Genomic DNA, 1293 nt, shown 5'->3' on the forward strand with positions numbered 1-1293 from the left:
TCCGGCAGCAGGCGGTAATCCTGAAAGATTACCCCCAGGCTGCGCCGGAGATACGGCACGTCACGGCTCGCCATGCGTATAACATCCCTGCCGTTCACGGTCAGAATACCGGAAGTAGGCAGTACCTCACGAAACAGCATCTTGATAAAGGTGGATTTGCCTGCACCGCTGGGGCCTACCAGAAACACAAATTCACCCTTGCGAATATCCACGTTGATATTGTTCAGGGCCACTGCGCCATTTTCATAGACCTTCATAACATCCTTCATGTGTATCATACGAGTAAAACCTCATTTCCCTATACAATCTTTTTCATTATACACCAAATCCGTCATAAATAAAACATTTTCTCAATTGACCTCCGCCCCTCATGGGCAATAACAGATATTTGCCGCAACGGTCTTGTATTATAAACTTATTTTCAAAAAATATATTCCCTTATTTTCTTTAACATGTTATAATATGTATGTACCATTTTTATTTTCTATTTTACGGGGAGGGATTGACTTGGTCACTATGGAAGAGCTCAAGGCGCAGGCGATATACGCCATCAAATACAAGCTGCGCCTGATAGACGATGCTTTCATGCGCAAGGTGTTCGAGGGGCATGACGAATGCGTGGAGCTTGTGCTGCAGATTGTGCTGGACAAGCCGGAGCTGAAGGTTATTTCCAGCCAGGTGGAGTACACCATAACCAGCCTGCAGGGGCAGGAAATACGGCTTGACATTCGGGCAGTATTTGATGGTAAAATAGTAAATATAGAAGTTCAGCGCGCCGACAGCGGTGCAGGCATCAAACGCGCACGCCGCAACAGCAGCTATATGGATGCCAGTCAGGAGGATATCGGCCAATACGGCGAAGAGCTTGCTGAGACATACGTTATCTTTATTACTGAAAAGGACAAATTCAGGTGCGGCCTGCCTCTCTATCACATTGAGCGGTGCATCATGGAAACAGGCCAGAACGTGCATGATGGTGCGCACATCATATATGTCAACGGTGCGTACCGCGGTGATGATGCCCTGGGCAGGCTGATGCATGATTTTTTCTGCACCCGGGCGGAGGATATGCACTATCCCGTACTGGCAGAGCGCGTCCGGCAATTCAAGGAAACTAAGGAAGGAGTGAGCAGCATGAGCAATATTTGGGATGAACTTTTGGAAAAAAGCAAGGAACTCGGCCTTTACGAGGGCAGGATCGAAGGCGAGCGTCAGGGCAGGCTTGAGGGCGAGCGCCAGGGCAGGCTTGAGGGCAGGCTTGAAGGCGAGCGTCAGGGCATCAACAATATCAAC

At 49.0% G+C, this 1293-nt stretch carries 2 protein-coding genes; one reads left to right on the top strand and one right to left on the bottom strand.

All coding sequences use genetic code 11. From position 1 onward, the window contains the following. Positions 1-278, bottom strand: a 278-nt coding sequence (locus ACI3UA_RS03590) for an ATP-binding cassette domain-containing protein (RefSeq protein ID WP_439723463.1), incomplete at its 3' end; no start/stop codon positions are given. Positions 279-507: 229 nt separating this feature from the next. Between ACI3UA_RS03590 and ACI3UA_RS03595 the strand changes: the two genes are divergently transcribed. Then, on the top strand, positions 508-1293 hold a 786-nt coding region (locus ACI3UA_RS03595), incomplete at its 3' end, for a PD-(D/E)XK nuclease family transposase (RefSeq protein ID WP_439723464.1).

The organism is Anaerovibrio sp. (assembly GCF_051866355.1).
In the GTDB taxonomy this organism is placed as follows: domain Bacteria; phylum Bacillota; class Negativicutes; order Selenomonadales; family Selenomonadaceae; genus Anaerovibrio.